17 protein-coding genes are annotated in these 16820 nt (G+C 64.9%); 16 read left to right on the top strand and 1 reads right to left on the bottom strand.

The features are described from left to right. The 10 genes from ACLB6G_RS02210 to ACLB6G_RS02165 all read left to right on the top strand — a co-directional run bounded on the left by ACLB6G_RS02210 (window position 1) and on the right by ACLB6G_RS02165 (window position 9104). The gene (locus ACLB6G_RS02210) at window positions 1-1200 is read left to right on the top strand and encodes a CaiB/BaiF CoA transferase family protein (protein WP_410354474.1); all 1200 of its coding nucleotides are present in this window, start codon (window positions 1-3) and stop codon (window positions 1198-1200) included. Continuing rightward, on the top strand, window positions 1200-2324 hold the full coding sequence (locus ACLB6G_RS02205; RefSeq protein ID WP_410354472.1) for a thiolase family protein: 1125 nt from the start codon (window positions 1200-1202) through the stop codon (window positions 2322-2324). Before ACLB6G_RS02210 ends, ACLB6G_RS02205 begins: the two co-directional genes overlap by 1 nt. After that, window positions 2321-2743 (top strand): Zn-ribbon domain-containing OB-fold protein, encoded by a 423-nt coding sequence (locus ACLB6G_RS02200; protein WP_410354471.1) that lies wholly within the window; start codon window positions 2321-2323, stop codon window positions 2741-2743. The genes ACLB6G_RS02205 and ACLB6G_RS02200 overlap by 4 nt, the downstream gene beginning before the upstream one ends. A gap of 44 nt (window positions 2744-2787) precedes the next feature. Continuing rightward, complete coding sequence (locus ACLB6G_RS02195) at window positions 2788-4011, top strand: ABC transporter substrate-binding protein (RefSeq protein WP_410354469.1); 1224 nt, start codon at window positions 2788-2790, stop codon at window positions 4009-4011. Window positions 4012-4082: 71 nt separating this feature from the next. Further along, window positions 4083-4973 carry a branched-chain amino acid ABC transporter permease gene (locus ACLB6G_RS02190; RefSeq protein WP_410354468.1) on the top strand — a complete coding sequence of 297 codons (891 nt, stop codon included), beginning with the start codon at window positions 4083-4085 and terminating at the stop codon, window positions 4971-4973. Next, the gene (locus ACLB6G_RS02185; protein ID WP_410354467.1) at window positions 4960-6006 is read left to right on the top strand and encodes a branched-chain amino acid ABC transporter permease; all 1047 of its coding nucleotides are present in this window, start codon (window positions 4960-4962) and stop codon (window positions 6004-6006) included. Before ACLB6G_RS02190 ends, ACLB6G_RS02185 begins: the two co-directional genes overlap by 14 nt. Next, complete coding sequence (locus tag ACLB6G_RS02180) at window positions 6003-6728, top strand: ABC transporter ATP-binding protein (protein ID WP_410354466.1); 726 nt, start codon at window positions 6003-6005, stop codon at window positions 6726-6728. Before ACLB6G_RS02185 ends, ACLB6G_RS02180 begins: the two co-directional genes overlap by 4 nt. Further along, complete coding sequence (locus ACLB6G_RS02175) at window positions 6725-7441, top strand: ABC transporter ATP-binding protein (protein WP_410354465.1); 717 nt, start codon at window positions 6725-6727, stop codon at window positions 7439-7441. Before ACLB6G_RS02180 ends, ACLB6G_RS02175 begins: the two co-directional genes overlap by 4 nt. Window positions 7442-7443: 2 nt before the next feature. Further along, window positions 7444-8244, top strand: coding sequence for an SDR family NAD(P)-dependent oxidoreductase (locus ACLB6G_RS02170; protein ID WP_410354464.1), 801 nt, complete (start codon window positions 7444-7446; stop codon window positions 8242-8244). Further along, window positions 8244-9104 (top strand): MaoC/PaaZ C-terminal domain-containing protein, encoded by an 861-nt coding sequence (locus tag ACLB6G_RS02165; RefSeq protein WP_410354463.1) that lies wholly within the window; start codon window positions 8244-8246, stop codon window positions 9102-9104. Before ACLB6G_RS02170 ends, ACLB6G_RS02165 begins: the two co-directional genes overlap by 1 nt. A 32-nt stretch (window positions 9105-9136) precedes the next feature. Here the strand turns inward: ACLB6G_RS02165 and ACLB6G_RS02160 are convergent, their stop codons facing one another. Continuing rightward, window positions 9137-10150 (bottom strand): sugar-binding transcriptional regulator, encoded by a 1014-nt coding sequence (locus ACLB6G_RS02160; protein WP_410354462.1) that lies wholly within the window; start codon window positions 10148-10150, stop codon window positions 9137-9139. A 144-nt stretch (window positions 10151-10294) separates the two neighbouring features. On the opposite strand from ACLB6G_RS02160, the gene ACLB6G_RS02155 reads away from it, so the two are divergent. The 6 genes from ACLB6G_RS02155 to ACLB6G_RS02130 all read left to right on the top strand — a co-directional run bounded on the left by ACLB6G_RS02155 (window position 10295) and on the right by ACLB6G_RS02130 (window position 16818). Then, window positions 10295-11170 carry a carbohydrate ABC transporter permease gene (locus ACLB6G_RS02155; protein ID WP_410354461.1) on the top strand — a complete coding sequence of 292 codons (876 nt, stop codon included), beginning with the start codon at window positions 10295-10297 and terminating at the stop codon, window positions 11168-11170. After that, window positions 11170-12054, top strand: a complete 885-nt coding sequence (locus ACLB6G_RS02150; protein WP_410354459.1) for a carbohydrate ABC transporter permease — start codon at window positions 11170-11172, stop codon at window positions 12052-12054. Before ACLB6G_RS02155 ends, ACLB6G_RS02150 begins: the two co-directional genes overlap by 1 nt. A 29-nt stretch (window positions 12055-12083) precedes the next feature. Then, complete coding sequence (locus ACLB6G_RS02145; RefSeq protein ID WP_410354458.1) at window positions 12084-13574, top strand: ABC transporter substrate-binding protein; 1491 nt, start codon at window positions 12084-12086, stop codon at window positions 13572-13574. Between the two features lie 87 nt (window positions 13575-13661). Next, window positions 13662-14387: an SDR family oxidoreductase gene (locus tag ACLB6G_RS02140; RefSeq protein WP_410354457.1), complete on the top strand. Its 726-nt coding sequence runs from the start codon at window positions 13662-13664 to the stop codon at window positions 14385-14387. Window positions 14388-14397: 10 nt separating this feature from the next. Continuing rightward, window positions 14398-15468: an ABC transporter ATP-binding protein gene (locus ACLB6G_RS02135; RefSeq protein ID WP_410354456.1), complete on the top strand. Its 1071-nt coding sequence runs from the start codon at window positions 14398-14400 to the stop codon at window positions 15466-15468. A gap of 12 nt (window positions 15469-15480) precedes the next feature. Next, window positions 15481-16818 (top strand): iron-containing alcohol dehydrogenase, encoded by a 1338-nt coding sequence (locus tag ACLB6G_RS02130; protein ID WP_410354455.1) that lies wholly within the window; start codon window positions 15481-15483, stop codon window positions 16816-16818. Window positions 16819-16820: the final 2 nt, after the last annotated feature.

Genomic DNA, 16820 nt, shown 5'->3' with positions numbered 1-16820 from the left:
ATGAGCCGGCCGCATCTTCCCCTGGACGGCGTCACCGTCATCGACTTCGGCCAGATCTACAATGGCCCCTACGCCACCTTCCTCATGGCCATGGCGGGCGCGCGTGTCATCAAGATCGAGCCGAAGGGCGGCGAGAACATGCGCCGGCGCGGCGCTGTCGGCGGCGCGATGGTGCCTTTCGCCATGCTCAATTCCAACAAGGAGTTCGTCACGCTCAACCTGAAGAGCGAGGCCGGGCGCCGTCTGGCCGAGACGATGATCGCCCGCGCCGACGTCGTGCTGGAGAATTTCGCGCCGGGCGTGATGGACCGGCTCGGGCTTGGCCCCGACCATCTCATGAAACTCAATCCGCGCCTCGTCTACGCGGCGGGTTCCGGCTTCGGCTGGTCCGGTCCCTACAGGGATTTCCCGGCCATGGACCTGACGGTCCAGGCGATGTCCGGCATCATGTCGATCACCGGCTTTCCGGACCGTCCTCCGGTCAAGGCCGGCCCGGCGGTCGCCGATTTCTTCGGCGGGGTCCATCTCTACGGGGCGGTGGCGACGGCGCTCTTTGACCGCGAGCGGACAGGCAAGGGCCGCTTCGTCGAGGTCTCCATGTTCGATTCGGTCTATGCGTCGCTGTCCTCGGCGCTCGGCCTCTATTTCGGCAGCGGCGGCGCGGCGGCGCAGCGCACCGGCAACCGGCATAGCGGCATGGCCGAGGCGCCCTACAACGTCTACCCGGCCGCCGACGGCTACCTTGCCCTTATCTGCGTGAGCGAGACGCACTGGAAGTCGCTGCTCAAGGCGATGGACCGCGAGGACCTCGATGACGATCCGCGACTGGGCAGCCTCAAGGCCCGCGTCGAGAACATCGAGTTCGTCGATGAGACGATCGGCGCATGGACCCGCCAGTTCACCCGCGCGCAACTCGACGAAAGGCTCAAGCGCTTCCGGGTGCCCTGCGCGCAAGTCCGCGATCTCGGTGAAGTGGTTCACGATCCGCATCTGCATGCGCGCGGCATGTTGCGCGAGGTGGATCATCCGTCGCTGGGCCGGCTCGTCCTGCCCGCAAGTCCCATGCGTTACGACGGACAGGCGATCGAGGCGCTTGAACCCAGCAAGGAACTGGGCGCGGACAACCGGTTGGTCTATGGCGACTGGCTCGGCCTGAGCGCGCAGGAGATCGCAGACCTCGAAGGGGAGGGGGCGATCTGATGGGCGCCAGGGCTGTCATTGCGGGGATCGGCCAGACGGCCTTCGGCAAGTTGCCGGGACGCTCCACCGTCTCGCTCAACATGGAGGCGTGCCGCAAGGCCGTTGCCGATGCCGGGATCGGGAAGGATGCCGTCGACGGATTGCTGGTCAAGGTGCCGACATCCCGCGTGGAAATGATGTATGGCCAGACCCTGGCCGAGGCCATGGGGCTGGAGCCGCGCTTCGGCGGCGTGTTCGACCAGGGCGGCGCGTCCAACATCTCCATGATCGCCATTGCCGCCATGGCCATCGAGGCAGGCCAGTGCGAGGTCGTGCTGGTTTCGCTGGCCGACAATCCCAAGACCGGCACCCGCCAGGCCTATGAGAAGCCCTGGGGCGATGCCGCGGATTTCGGCTGGTCCAGCGTGGTCGCCGGCTATGCCATGATCGCGCGGCGCTACTTCCACGAATTCTCCGGCGCAGAAGACCTGTTCCGGGAAATCGCGATTGCCTGCCGCGCCCATGGCGCTGCAAACCCGAATGCCCAGTTGCGCGTGCCTCTGGATGCCGAAACCTATGCCGCCGCACCCTGGGTGGTGGAGCCGCTGCGCCGAGACGATTGCTGCCTCATTTCCGACGGTGCCGCGGCCGTGGTCGTGATGTCGGAAAGGAAGGCCCGCGAACTGGGGGTCCCCGCGCCGGTGCCGGTTCTCGGCTTCGGACAGGGCAACAGCTCCTCCGACGTGACGCTGCGGGGCGACCTGACGCGGACCCGCGCCGATGTTTCGGCGCAGACCGCCTTCCGCATGGCCGGGATCAAGCCCGCCGACATCGACTGCGCGCAGATCTACGACTGTTTCACCGTCACGGTGGCCATGACGCTGGAATCCTACGGGTTCGGCAGCCGGGAAGCCCTGACGGAGATGGCGCTGGGCGGCGGTTTCGGTGCCGGTGGCGCATTGCCGCTGAACACTGCCGGCGGCCTGCTTTCGGAAACCGGCATGCCCGGCCTGCAACTCGTCCTGGAAGGCGTGCGCCAGATGCGCGGCCAGTCCACGAGCCAGGTCAAGGGCGCCGCCAAGTGCATTGTCAGCAACCAGGGAGGGATCATGCATACGCATTCGACGCTGATCCTGGGCCAATGAGCCGCGCGGGCGCGCAAGCGCCGGGCGAAACGCCCCAGGAGGTCTATCGCGCAGCGCTCGAGGAACGGCGGCTGACATTCCAGCATTGCCGCCAATGCGGCAACAACTGGTTGCCGGCGCGCACGGAATGTCCGCGCTGCTGGTCGGATGACCACGAATGGAGGCCTGCGTCCGGCGAGGCTACGGTTCACAGCTGGGTGGTTTTCCACGTGGCCTTCGATCCCCGGTACAGGGACCGGGTTCCCTACAACGTGGCCCTTGTCGATCTCGACGAAGGGCCGCGGCTTATCACCAACATTGTCGACTTGCCTGACGGCACGGATGTCGTGGGCAGACGCGTCACGCTGGTCTTCCAGGAGGACATGGACCGGCAACTGCCGAGATTTCGACTGACCGGGGACGCGACCGGCAGCGGGTAATCATGACACCTGCCCCGAAGGGGCGCATCAAGGGAGGAAATACGATGATGAAACTGACGAGACGTGCAGCACTGGCCGGCGCCGCCATGGCGCTTTGCCTCGCCGCCGGTGGCACCGCCATGGCACAGGAGACCTTCAAGGTCGGGACGATCAATCCCTATTCCGGTCCGCTTGCCCTCTATGGCGGCGAGGTGAACAGGGGTTACGAACTGGCCGCCGACGCGGTCAACAAGGCCGGCGGCATCCTCGGCAGGCAGGTCGAGATCCTGAAAGGCGACGCCACCAATCCGCAGGAAGGCATTGCGGCGGTGGAACGCCTGGCGACGCGCGAGAATGCCGACGCCTTCATCGGCACCTATCTGAGCGCCGTGGCCGGCGCGGCCAGCGAGACAGCGCTCAACTACAACAAGCTCTATTGGGACACCAACGCGCTGGCGACCAACCTGACCGAACGCGGCCTGCCGAATTTCGTCCGGTCCGGTCCCTATTCGGTTTCCTTCGCCGACGTGTCGATCGACCTCATCCTCAATTCCCTGGCACCGAAGCTTGGCAAGCAGCCGGGCGACCTGACTGTCTGGCTGGAACACGAGGAATCGGTCTACGGTACGTCCATCGCGGAGCATCAGAAGGAAAGGCTCGAGGCGGCCGGCGTGAAGGTGCTCGGCATCGGCGCCCACAGCTACAAGTCGATCGACCTGACCGATTCGGTGCTGCGCGCCCGCGATGCGAACCCGGACATCTGGGTGCAGACGGGCTACGTGCCGGACGGCAACCTGCTGCTGCGCACCGCCCGTGACCAGGGCTTCAAGCCGAAGGCGACCGTCTTCGTCGGCACCGGCGACACCAAGGAAACGCTCGAGGCCATGGGCGCCGACGGTGTCGAGGGCCTTCTCGTCGTTTCCTACCCGCGGCCGGACATTTCCGAAGACTACGGTCCGGGATCGAAAGCCTATCTGGAAGCCTACCGCGCCAAGTATGGAGAGGATCCGATCGCGCCGCAGAGCATGGCGGCCTTTGTCGGCTTCAAGATCATGGCGCAGGCCATCAACAAGGCCGGCAGCGCCGAGCCGGAAGCCGTGGGCGGTGTCCTTGGCAGCTTCGATGAGCCGCTGCGGACCTACGAGACCGGCTTCGGCGCCAAGTTCGATGAAAACAAGCAGAACCAGCGCGCCTATCCGACCGTCATCCAGTGGCAGGGCGGAAAACAGGTCACCGTGTTCCCTGACGATGCGGCAGGGGACAACAAGATGGTGAACATCGGCAACTGAACAGGCTGACGGAAAGCGCGGCGGCCCCCGGCCGGGGACCGCCGCGGCATTCTGCAAGGAGAGGCTCTGCCATGGAGGCATTCCTGAACATCGTTATCGTGGGCCTGCTTCTTGGCGGGATCTACGGCCTCGTCAGCATGGGGCTGAACCTGATCTTCGGCGTCGTCCGGATCGTCAATTTCGCCCAGGGCGAACTTGTCATGCTCGGCATGTATGGCGCCTATCTGAGCTGGTATCTGCTCGGGCTCGATCCCTATCTCTCGGCGCTGGTCGTGGTACCGTGCCTCTTCGTTCTGGGCGTCATCATCCAGCGCTTCGTGCTGCAGCCGTTGCAGAACGAACCCTCGATGCAGATCTTCGCCACGTTCGGCCTGCTGATCCTGTTCCAGAACATCGTCCTGGCCATTACGCGCGGCACCGGTTACTCGGTCCACAGCGAGGTGTCCCGGGTCGTCCTTTCCTTCGACGACATCAATATCAGCCTGTCCCGGCTGATCGTGCTGATCATGGTGATCCTGGTCGCCGTCGGTGCAAACTGGTTCCTGCACAGCACCATGTACGGCAAGGCCGTGCGCGCGGTCACGCAGGACCGCCGCTCGGCGCGGCTGATGGGCATCAACGTGGAACTGGCCTTCATGCTGACGTTCGGCGTGGGGTCCGCCCTGGCCGGCCTTGCCGGCGTGCTCCTGGCCCCGATCTACACGCTGTCGCCGCAGATCGGCGGAAACTTCATCCTTGCGGCCTTCGCCGTGGTGGTCCTCGGCGGTCTCGGCAGCGTCTGGGGCGCCTTCTTCGGCGGCTTCATCATCGGGCTCATCGAGGCCTTCGCGGGCTATTATCTCAACCCCGAACTCAAGCATGCCATCTGGTTCCTGGTTTTCATTGCGGTTCTGATCGTCCGGCCGGGCGGCCTGTTCGGAATTGCTGGCGCAGAGGAGGTCGGTCTCCGTGAGCAAGACTGATATTCAGGCATTGCCGGCCGGCCTTGCCGGAAAAGGTGCAACCGGCGGTCCGAAGGTCACCACCTTCGGCACGGAAGCCGGACGGATTGCGGCCATCGGGCTGTTCTTCGCCGTGTTCCTCGTCATCTTCCGCGGCGATCCGTTCATCCTGAACATGATGGCCTACACCTTCCTGTTCGCCGCGCTGTCGACGAGCTGGAACATCATCGGCGGATTCGGCGGCCAGTTCTCGCTGGGTCACGGCGTGTTTTTCGCCATCGGCGCATACACGACGGCGAATCTGTATTTCCATTGGCAGATCTCTCCCTGGCTTTCGCTGATTCCCGGCATGATTCTCGCGGCCATGGTCGCCGTCGCCGTTTCCTGGCCGACCTTCCGCCTCAAGGGACCGTTCTTCGCCATCGCGACGCTGGCCCTCAACGAGGTGGCGTTCGTGCTGGCAACCTATTTCGACGGGATCACCGGCGGGCCGCGCGGCATGCTTCTGCCGTTCAAGGCGGGACTGGAGAACATGGTCTTCACCAGCCGGCTGCCCTATGCCGTCATCATGTTCGGTTTCCTTCTTGTCAGCCTTCTCGTGGCCGCCTTCGTGCTGCGCGGGCGACTGGGATACTATCTGCAGGCGGTGCACCTGGACGAGGACGCGGCACGTGCCGCCGGCATCGACGTGCTGAAGGTCAAGCTCACCGGCATGGCCATCAGTGCCGCGCTGACCGGCGTCGGCGGCTCGCTCTTCGCCATGTATCTGCGCTTCGTCGATCCGCCGACGGTTCTCAGCATCCAGGACATCGGCGTGAAGTTCCTGCTGATCGCGCTGATTGGCGGTGTCGGCACGCTGTATGGGCCCCTGCTCGGCGCATTGCTGATCATTCCGCTGGAATCCTACCTGCGGGCAACGCTCGGCGGCACGATCCCCGGTATCAACCTGCTCATCCTCGGCGGATTGCTCGTCATCTTCTCGCTCTTCATGCGCCGCGGCATCTTCGGTGCGATGCAGGGCCTCTGGGAACGCCGAAGGGGGGCGCGTCAATGAGCGAATTCGTGCTTTCGGTCGAAAACCTCACCCGCCGTTTTGGCGGCCTGGTGGCGGTCAACGATGTTTCGTTCGAGCTGCGCAAGGGCGATCTGCTCTCGATCATCGGCCCGAACGGAGCTGGCAAGACGACAATGTTCAACCTTGTCACCGGCCAGTATCCGCCAAGCGCCGGGCGCGTGATCTTCAACGGGACGGACATTTCCGGGCTCAGGCCCCATGCCCGGGCCAAGCTGGGTCTCGGCAGGACCTTCCAGATATCCAAGACGCTGACGACGCTGACGACGCTTGAGAACGCCATGGTCGGCGCCTTCCTGAAGCGGCAGAACCTTTCCGAGGCGGCCGACTATGCCATGCATGTGCTCGACATGGTCGGCCTTGGCGCACGCGCCGGCATCAAGGCCGGCACGCTGACGCTGAGCGAGCGCCGCCGGCTGGAAATCGCCCGAGCCCTGGCGCTGGACTGTTCGGTCCTCCTCCTTGACGAGGTCATGGCGGGACTGAACCAGAAGGAGGTGGAGAGCGTCATCGACCTCGTCCGCAAACTCAATGGCGAGGGGCTGACCATCATGGTGATCGAGCATAACCTGAAGGTTGTGCGGGCGTTCCAGAGCCGCGTCATCGTCCTCGACTTCGGCCGGCTGATCGCCGACGGATCGCCCGACGAAGTGCTGTCGGACCCCCACGTGGTCGAAGCCTATCTTGGGAGGCAGGACGCATGAGCATATCCCTGACAGTCCGCAACCTGCACGCCGGATACGGTCAGGCGACCGTGATCGAGGGAATCGACATTGATGCAGCGGCCGGCGAGGTTGTCGCCATTGTCGGCGCCAACGGCGCCGGCAAGACAACGCTCCTCAACACGATCGCGGGCGTCAATCCGGCGCGCGAGGGCACGATCATGCTCGGCGATCTCGACATCACCCGCATGGCCGCCCATGAGCTTCCCGCCAGGGGCCTTGCGCTCGTGCCCGAGGGCGGCCGCCTGTTCCCCTTCATGACGGTTCGCGAAAACCTCGAAATGGGTGGTTTCAACCAGCGCGGCTCGCCGCGCTTCGGCCAGATGCTCGACGAGGTCATGGAACTGTTCCCGATCCTCCGGCAGCGCCAGGGCCAGTGGGCCGGGTCGCTGTCCGGCGGCGAGCGCCAGATGTGCGCCATTGCGCGCGCGGTCATGAGCCAGCCGCAGCTCATCATGCTCGATGAACCCTCGGTCGGCCTTTCGCCGAAACTGGTCCATCAGGTCTTCGAACTCGTCCGTGAACTGGCCCGCAAGAAGGGGCTGACCATCGTCCTTGTGGAACAGAATGTCCAGGAGGCACTGGGCGTCTCGGACCGCGCCTATGTTCTCGACCATGGCGCGATCGTCCGCACCGCGCCATCCGCCGAACTGTCCGGCGACCCGGCGATCCAGTCGGCTTACATGGGGCTGTGATCATGGCAGGGGAGGAAAACACGGCGGGCGGCGCTGTCGCCCTCGTCTCGGGCGGCGGAACCGGGGTCGGCGCCGCGACGGCGCTCAGGCTCGCGCAGCGTGGATGCCGCGTGGCGGTCAACTACCGCAGGAGCGGTGAGGCGGCCGGATCGGTGGTGGCGGCCTGCCGCGACGCGGGTGGCGAAGCCCTGGCCCTGCAGGGTGATGTTGCCAGCGACGCCGACTGCCGCAGCATGGTAGCGGAAATCGTGGACACGTGGGGCCGGCTCGACATTCTCGTCTGCAGCGCGGGAACCACGCAGTTCACGTCCCTGACGGATCTCGAAGGCCAGAACGCGGAAGACTTCCAGCGGGTCTATGCCACCAATGTGCTTGGCGTGCATCAGCTTGCCCGTGCCGCCGCGCCGCACCTGGAACGGTCCGGCCAGGGCGCCATCGTGACGATCTCCTCCATCGCCGGCGTCAACGGAAACGGAAGTTCGCTCGCCTATGTGGCCTCGAAGGGCGCGCTCAATGCCCTCACCCTGGCGCTCGCCCGGCTGCTGGCGCCGCGCGTCCGGGTCAATGCCGTGCTGCCCGGCCTCATCGACAGCGGCTGGTTCCTGAACGGCATGGACGATGCGCAGTTCAAGGCGATCCGCGAGAACTTCGCCGCGGCCTCGGCGCTGGAAACGGTCTGCTCGCCGGAGGATATCGCCGATGCGGCGGCCTTTCTGGCTCTCGACGCACGCAGGATGACCGGGCAGTTCATGACCGTGGACGCCGGCTATTCGCTGGGGCGGGCTGTCCGGGTCTCGCGTTGATGACCGCTTATGACGATCTGCTCGCCTTCGAGTTCCCGGAGTTCGAGCACACCTATACGGAGCGCGATACGATCCTCTATGCGCTGGGCGTCGGAGCCGGTTGCGATCCCCTCGATGCGCAGGAACTGCGCCTCAGCTACGAGAAGGATCTCGTCGCGATCCCGTCCATGGCCGTGACGCTGGCCTATCCGGGCTTCTGGTATCGCGATCTCGAACCGGGCCTCGACTTCCTGCGAACGGTGCATGGTTCGGAGCGGTTCGTCATTCATGACACCCTGCCGGTCGCCGCGACCGTGACCGCGAAGCCGAAGATCGTGGCGATCCATGACAAGGGGCCGGGGCGCGGCAGCCTTGTGGTCAGCGAACGGGAAATCGTGGAGAAGCCGACAGGCCGCCGGCTGGCCACCGTCACCCAGACGGCATTCTGCCGCGGAGATGGCGGGCTTGGCGGCCCCAGCCTTCCCGCGCCGGTCCCCTGGATCCTGCCCGAGCGTTCGCCCGATCAGGTCGTCCGGGTGGCGACCCTGCCCCAGGCGGCCCTGATCTACCGGCTGTCCGGCGATTACAATCCGCTGCATGTCGATCCGGATTTTGCCCGTGCGGCGGGTTTCGAAAGGCCCATCCTGCACGGCCTGTCGACCTATGGGCACATCTGCCGCGCGCTGATGCGGCTCGGCGATCCCGTTCTCAATCCGGTCACGTCGATGGATTGCCGCTTCACCGGCCCGGTCTTTCCGGGCGAATCCTTCACGCTGGAGATCTGGCGGGACGGCAATCAGGTGTCGTTTCGCGCCCATGCCGGCGACAGGAAGGTCATCGACAACGGCATCTGCCTGTTCCGCGAGACACTTTCGCACTGAATCCGGGCGCCGGCGCCTGCCTCAGGCGTTCTTCAGCGCGATACCGGCGGCGCGAGCAGCGTGCGGGCCGTCTGCTCGTCGGTCACGAGGATCGTCGCGAAACCGCGGTCGAGCACGGCGCGGATCGCCTCCACCTTCTGCTTGCCCCCCGCCGCCAGCACCCGGCGCGGGATGCCGAGTATGTTCTCCGGGCCGATACCGACGCAGCGCGCGTTCAGCGGATGATCGAGCGGCATGCCGTCCGCGCCGATGAAACGGCCGATGAAGTTGCCGATGGCCCCGGCCTCGCGCGCCTTGAGATAGTCCGCGTCCGAGAGCATGGAGGCCTCGCGAAGGCTGCTCATGCCCAGACCGCCGATGCTAAGCAGTGCCAGGTCCGCCTCCCTGGCCCGCGACATGGCGTCCTGCGCCGCCGGCTGGGCGTTGATCGCGTTGGTCGCTTCCTCGGTGTCGCACAGGATCGGCGCGGGAATGAAGAAACACTCCGCGCCGAGCCGTTCGGCAAGCACGGCCGCGGCTTCGTACTTGTCCTGTGTCGAGCGCGTGGCGAGCGTTCCGATCATCGACACGACGGACAGGTGTTCGGCCGCGCTGGGCTCGATCGCCATGGCAAGCGCCCGGAGCGTGGAACCCCAGGAGGTCGCCACGGTCATGCCGTTTTCCAGCAGGCCGGAAATCATGCTGCCCGCGTAGTGCCCGATGACGTCGGAAAGGGACACGTCCTCGCTGGTGTCGGACGGGCAGACGAAGGCCGCCTCCAAGCCGAAGCGGCGGATGATCTGGCTTTCCAGGTCGAGCCGCTCGGCGAAGGGAACGTCGATGGCGATGCGCACCATGCCCTGCTCGCGCGCCTGCGCCAGCATCCTGTGCACCTTGAAGCGCGTGATGTTGAGGCGCTTGGCGATCTCGTTCTGCGTCAGCCCGAGGATGTAATAGAGATGCGCCACCCGTGCGATGGTCTCGCTGGCGGCGGCCGTGCGAATGGCGGCTCTGTTCCAAGGCGTGTTCATGTCCCCGACCCCTTTCTGGTGGCCTCCTTGTGCCATGAACGGGCTGTCCTGTCTCCGTCGTGTCTGTTTCAGCGATAGGCGATATTGCACATTTGTACAATCAGCAAAAAAATGTTGCACAAATGTATGTTCGGTGCAACAAATTGAAATGTTGCAGGGGCTGGAGCAAGGGAGGAGCCAGTGAAGCTCGGCGTTCTGTCGGCCGATCGCCCGTTGGTCTGGATGCTGCCGCTCATTTTCATGCTGGTGGCCTTCACCATCGTGCCGCTGTTCTACAACATCTGGCTCAGCTTCCATGAATACGCGCCGTTCAAGCGCCAGCTCGTCTATGTCGGGATGCAGAACTGGCAGCAACTGTTCGCCGACCCGCGCATGTGGGAAGCCCTTGGGACGACGATGTTCTATTTCGTCGTGGTGCTGGCCGCCGAAGTTGTTCTCGGCATGGCCATCGCCCTTCTCCTTGACGAGGAGGAATTCGGTTTCGGGCTGCTGCGCACCATCCTGACGCTCACCCTCGTGGTCCCGCCGGCCATTGTCGGCATGATGTATCTGCTCATCGAGGATCCGGAATTCGGGGTTCTGACCTGGGTCCTGTCGTCGCTCGGCATCATGGACAAGTCGACGCCGATCCTCGCCACCGCATCGACGGCGCTCTGGGGCGTGATGCTGGCCGACATCTGGCAGTGGACGCCCTTCATGGTGCTGATCTTCCTGGCGGGCCTGCGCTCGCTTCCGCCCGAACCCTACGAAGCGGCCATGCTGGATGGCGCCTCGGCGTGGATGACCTTCCGCCGCATCACCCTGCCGCTGATGAGCAAGGTCATCGCCGTGGCCGTGCTGATCCGCGGCATCGATATCTTCCGCATGTTCGACTACGTCTTCGTCATGACCAGCGGCGGGCCCGGCACGTCCACCTACACGCTCTCGCTTTATTCCTGGCAGCAGACCTTCAGCTTCATCAAGTGGGGCTACGGTGCCACGCTGTCGCTTTTCGCCCTCGTCATCATTCTCGTAATCGCCAATCTCTTCATCTGGGCGGCAAGGGTGCGCTGGTAATGGTGGTCCGGTCGAAAACCTCGCGCGTCCTTCGCACCGTGGCCGGTTGGGCGGTCGTCGCGCTTTTCGCGTTTCCGCTCTATTACTGGCTGACCGTGGCCTTCAAGGATGGCAACGAGATCTTCAACTGGCCGCCCAAGATCTTCTCCTTCACGCCGACGGTGAAGAATTTCGAGGAGGTCTTCGGCATTTCGCTGGGCTTCGGCTTCGGCGAACAGCGCGAGGTCCTGCCTGGCGGCGGCAACTGGCGCATGGGCCCGCGCCTGTGGGATTCCATCGTCATCGCCGTGTTTTCCACCGCGCTCGCCGTCTCGATCGCAACGCTGGCGTCCTACGCGCTCAGCCGCATGCATTTCCGCGGCCGCCACCATTTCGTCTCCTGGGTCCTGTCGACGCGCATGATGCCGCCGGTCGCCGTCGCGATTCCCGTCTTCTTCATCTACAAGGACCTGTCGCTGCTCGACACCTATACCGGTGTCATCCTCATCCATGCGCTGATGAACCTGCCGCTGGCGGTTCTGCTGATGAAGAGCTTCTTCGACGACATCCCGCGCGAGATCGACGAAAGCGCCATGGTGGACGGCGCTTCGCGCTGGCTCATCTTCCGGCGCATCGTCCTGCCCATGGTCAAGGGCGGCATCGCGGCCACCGCCGTGCTGTGCTTCATCTTCTCCTGGACCGAATTCCTGTTCGTCCTGACGCTGACCCAGACCGGGCTGAAGACCGTTCCGGTCGTCTCGTCCACCTTCGTCACCTCGACCGGCACCGCCTGGGGCAACATGGCGGCGCTGGGAGCCGCGGCCATGATCCCGGCATTCCTGTTCATCCTGCTCGTGCAGAAGCACCTCGTCCGGGGGCTGACGCTCGGGTCGGTGAAGCAATGATCCATCTGACTGTTCAAAGGGAGGAAACCATGAACGACAGTGATCGCAAAATCTATCGCGCCAAGCTCGTGGACGACTTCGTCAACGGGCGAATCAGCCGGCGCGCGTTCCTGCGCAATGCCGGCATGTTCGGCCTCGGCGCGGCCGCCCTCGGTTCCGGCCTCGTCCGGCCCAGCCGCGTCATGGCGGCCGGCGGCGACCTGACGCCCTCCAAGGACGTCCTCGACTGGGTGCGCGAGGTGTCCAAGCCCTTCGCCGGGACGACGCTGCGCCTGGCGACCGAATCGACGCCGCCCTCCAACGCCATCAACAGCCAGTTGAAGCAGTATTTCGAGGAAGCCTCGGGCATGAAGGTGGAGATCGAGGTCCTGCCGCTGGAACAGGTGCTCCAGAAGCTCACCCTCGACATCGCCTCGCAGCTCGGCACGTATGACCTCTACTACATCGACCAGTCCTGGGCGGCCTCGGTCAGCCGCGACGTCTTCGATCCGCGCGAGCAGATCGCCGACAAGCCGGACCTGGCCATGCCCGACTACAACATCGACGACTTCCTGCCGGCCCTCGTCGACGGCATCTCAAAATACGAGGATCGCTGGGTGGGCGTGCCCTACGACATCCCGATCTTCATCATGCAGTACCGCAAGGACATCTACGACAAGATGGGCTTCAAGGCGCCCGAGACGCTGGAGGAATATTACGAGCAGGCCAAGGCCATCACCGACGAGATGGGTCCGGACATGTATGGCGCGACCGGCCAGATGAAGTCCGGCCATTATTCGCTGGAATGCGACTGGACGGCCTGGCTCTGGGGCCATGGCGGCTCCATCTTCAACGCTGACGGCAAGTTCTCCGGCAATGACGAGCGCGGCCTGGAGGCGATGGACTACTGGACCCGTCTCTACAAGACCATGCCGCCCGGCGTGACCGGCTGGACCTGGGACGGCCAGGGCCAGTCAGTCGCACAGGGCGTTGCGGCCTCGATGATGAGCTGGGGCGAATTCTTCCCCTATTTCGACGATCCGAGCGCCACAAAGGTCTCGGGCCTCATGGAAGCGGCGCGCTGCCCGAAGCCCAAGCATGCCCTGCGCACGGTCAACGAGACCGGCTTCGGCGAAATCCCCGGCGTCGGCCACCAGGGCGGTTCCTCGCTCGCCGTTTCGCGCAATTCCAAGAACCCCGATGCGGCCTGGATCTTCATGCAGTGGGCCACCTGCTACGACACCCAGGTTCTCATCACGGCGCTGGGCGGCGGTACCGGCCCGACGCGCGAAAGCGTCTATGACGACCCGCGCATCATCGCCAACCGCCGTGTCGGCGCGGGCACGACCCGTCACCTCGACGTGGTGCGCGAGACGATTGCCAAGGACATGGGCTCCGAGCCGGATCTGCCGCAATGGGCGGAACTGTCGAACGACACCATCCCGGTGCGTCTCGGCAAGTATTTCGCCGGCGAATACGGCTCCGCCAAGGAGGCCATGGACGACATCGCCCAGGCCGTCGACAAGATCGTCCAGGGCTGAGGAACAGGCCGAAACACGAACCGGAGCGGCGGCGCCTTGCCGCCGCTCCCCCGACCGGGAAAAACGCAAGCGAGGGAATACGGGATCATGGCCGACAAACCGCTCATAGCAATCACGGGCGCCAGTTCCGGCATCGGCGAGGCAACGGCGCGCGCCTTTTCCGCCGCCGGCCATCCGGTGCTGATGATGGCGCGTCGCGTCGACCGCATGGAGGCGATGAACCTGCCGGACGCCGTCATTGCCCAGGTGGACGTGCGCGACCGTGCCCAGATCGCCGCTGCCGTGGCGAAGGCGGAGGCGCAATATGGCCCCGTCGACATGATGTTCGCCAATGCCGGGCTTGCCCGCCTGGCTGATATCGGCCGCCAGCCGCCGGAAGAATGGGACGAGATGATCGACATCAACACCAAGGGTGTGATGAACACGGTCCATGCCGTCATGAAGTCCATGATGGAGCGCCGGCACGGCACGCTGGTGATGATGAGTTCCATTGCCGGGCGCAAGGTCTATCCCGACCACACCGTCTATTGCGGCACCAAGTTCTTCGTCCACGCGGTATCGGAATCGCTGCGCGAATACCTGTCGGACTACAATGTCCGCGTCCTCGTGGTATCGCCCGGCGTCATCGAGACCGAGGTGCTGTCAGGCGTCCTCGACGAGAAGACCCTGCGCGAATACAAGGAAAACAAGGTCCGCATGGGCGGTGGCATCGGTCCGGAAATCGTCGCGGACCTGATCCTCAACGCCTACCGGCTTCCCCAGGAGGCCTTGGTCCAGGAAATCTGCCTGACGCCCACGCGTCAGAAGTTCTGAGGCGCGTTGAATGGCCAACGTCGAATACCGGAATGTCGGAAAATCCTTCGGTTCCGTGCAGGTGCTGAAGGATCTCTCGCTCGAGATCGAGGATGGCAGCTTCGTGGTGCTCCTCGGCGCCTCGGGCTGCGGCAAGACCACGCTGCTGCGCATGACGGCCGGCCTTGAGACGGTAACGGCGGGCGAGATCGCCATCGACGGGCGGGTCGTCAACGACATGCATCCGCGCGACCGCGATATCGCCATGGTCTTCCAGAACTACGCCCTCTATCCGACGATGAAGGTGCGCGAGAACATCGGCTTCAGCCTGGAGGTCGCGAAGAAGCCGGCAGATGAGATCAGGCGCAAGGTCGAGGAGGCGGCGCGCGTTCTCAACCTCACCGAACTGCTCGACCGCAAGCCCTCGGAGCTTTCGGGCGGCCAGCGGCAGCGCGTCGCCATGGGCCGCGCCATGGTGCGCGACGCCAAGGTCTTCCTGTTCGACGAACCGCTGTCCAATCTCGACGCCAAGCTGCGCGCCCACATGCGCGTGGAGATCCGGCAACTGCACGACCGGCTCAAGGCGACGACGATCTATGTCACCCATGACCAGATCGAGGCCATGACCATGGCCGACAAGATCGTGCTCATGAAGGACGGCAACATTGTGCAGGAAGGGTCTCCGGATGATCTCTACGACAGGCCCAACAGCCGCTTCGTCGCCGAATTCATCGGTTCGCCGCAGATCAACTGCATCGATGGCGTGATCGAGGCCGGCGACGGCGGCGCCCGGTTGCGCACCCAGCATCTTGCCTTCGACCTGCCGCAGGGCTTCACCGCCCATGCCGGAAGGCAGGTCACTTGCGGCATCCGCCCCAACGATGTGAAGCTCGATCCCGAAGGCGCCATCGTCGGCACCCTTCAGATCGCCGAAAAGACCGGCGCCGACGTGCAGTTCCATCTCGATGTCGACGGCACGGAGTTCGTCGCCGTGGCGCCGCGATCGGCCTATCGCCAGGCCGGCGAACGCATGGCCTTCGCCATCGATCCGGAAAAGCTGCATGTCTTTGACCGCACCACCGGCGCCCGCCTCACAGCCTGAGTGAACGATCCCATGACCCTGTCCGCCGGCACCCCGAGAAACTGGACTGCCCTCATCGACGACATCTGCGAGGGGCGTTGGATCAATCCGCTCAACGGCAAGCGCTATCCCGCGCCACCCTATGACAGCATCGTCTTCGCCGAGAGCCTGAAGGGCCGCGAGGCGGACCTCGTTTCGGCGCTCGGATTCCGGCCGCCCTTCGCCGTTGTCTCGGACACCAACACGCACAAGGCCATGGGCGAACGGATCGCCCGCGCGCTTCGGCCGCTGGGCGAGGTCACGGAGATCGTGCTCGATGATGCCCATGCCGACATGGCGACGGTGCGCGACCTGACGGCGCGGCTGAAGCCTTTCGCCTCCACCGTCGCGGTTGGCTCGGGCACGATCAACGACCTGACGAAATACGCCACCTTGCAGAACGGGACACGCTATTGCGTCTTCGCGACCGCCGGCTCGATGAACGGCTACACCTCCACCACCGCCTCCATCACGCTGGACAGCGGGCTGAAGGTTTCCCTGCCTGCCCAGGCCCCGGCCGGCTTCTTCGTCGATCTTGAGACCTGTGCCGAAGCACCCGCCTGGCTCAATGCCGCCGGTTTCGGCGATTGCCTGTGCCGCTCCGTGGCCCAGATCGACTGGTGGATGTCGCACCGCATGCTGGGCACGGCCTATCACCATTTGCCCTATCTGCTGGAAATACCCGACGAGATCGTCCTGATGGAGCAGGCGGCCGGCATCGCCAGGGGTGACATCGAGGCGGTGGGAACCCTGTTCCGGGTCCTTACCCTTTGCGGGCTGGGCGTGAGCTTCACGGGCGTCTCCAACCACGGCTCGATGGGTGAGCACCAGATCTCCCATTACATCGACTGCTTTGCCGGCGAACGGCATCCGGGTTCCGTCCATGGCCAGCAGGTGGGCGTCGCCACGCTGACAATGGCCCGCATCCAGCACCATTTCCTGCAGGACGAAACGCCGCCGCAGGTGGGGCCGACCCATGTCGATCCCGAGGACATGGCCCGGCGCATGGGCGCGGAAGTGGCCGCCCAGTGCGAGGTGCTCTACCGGAAAAAGGCCTTTGACGAGGCCGGTGCGGAAGCGTTCAACCGCCGCATGGAACGCATCTGGCCCGAACTGCGCGCCGAATGCCTCGACATAGCTGTCGCGCCAGACGTGCTGCGCCAGCATCTGGCCGATGCCGGCGGACCGACCTCCGCCCAGTCGCTTGGCGTGCCGGTGGATTTCTACCGCGAGGCCGTGACCCACGCCCATGAGATGCGCGACCGCTTCTCCTTCGCCGACATTGCCTGCGACAGCGGCGTGCTCGGCGGCATGGCCGCAAGGGAGGGCTGATC

It is taken from the genome of Zhengella sedimenti, assembly GCF_046506625.1.
In the GTDB taxonomy this organism is placed as follows: Bacteria; Pseudomonadota; Alphaproteobacteria; order Rhizobiales; family Rhizobiaceae; genus Zhengella; species Zhengella sedimenti.
Note: the sequence above shows the minus strand (reverse complement) of the source record. Positions and strands in the feature narration are given on the sequence as shown.